The sequence below is a fragment of the Aphanothece microscopica RSMan92 genome (assembly GCF_046613545.2).
GTDB lineage: Bacteria > Cyanobacteriota > Cyanobacteriia > PCC-6307 > Cyanobiaceae > NIES-981.
In genome coordinates this window covers 1-468 of record NZ_JBKKKY020000508.1, presented here as the reverse complement: position 1 = coordinate 468, position 468 = coordinate 1, and the positions used below count along the sequence as shown (strand labels likewise).

The 468-nt window shown below is 49.8% G+C and carries 1 protein-coding gene; it reads right to left on the bottom strand.

Annotated features, from left to right (window positions below; translation table 11 throughout):
• Window positions 1–177 precede the first annotated feature (177 nt).
• Window positions 178–468, bottom strand: a 291-nt coding sequence (locus tag ACLD7X_RS18785) for a nucleotide-binding YajQ family protein (protein ID WP_411425198.1), incomplete at its 5' end; no start/stop codon positions are given.

Genomic DNA, 468 nt, shown 5'->3' with positions numbered 1-468 from the left:
ACACGGCGGCCTTCGAGCATAACGACCGGACCTTCGTTTTCTTCGACGGGGCGGAAGTAGGGATACAGGCCAAGAGCCTTGACATCATCGGCACGTGTGAATTCTACACACTTCTGAAACAGATCCACAGTCAGTTCTCCACGATAAAGAGTCGGTAAGGATTTGCACCCAGCGTGATCAACGCAGGTTTTCAACTTGAACGGGAAAACCAAGATTGCCACTCTTTACGAGAGTGATGGCAGCCTGAAGGTCATCCTTGCTCTTGCCAGTAACGCGCACTTTCTCATCCTGAATTTGTGCCGTCACCTTCAACTTGGCATCCTTGATGAGCGTTGTGATTTTTTTGGCTTCTTCTTTCGAAAGGCCGGACTTCATGGTTATCACCATTCGCACATTCTTGCCACCCATTTGTTCGGGCTTACCTTCTTCGAGAGCCTCTACGCTGATTGCCCGCTTGATCATCTTCTG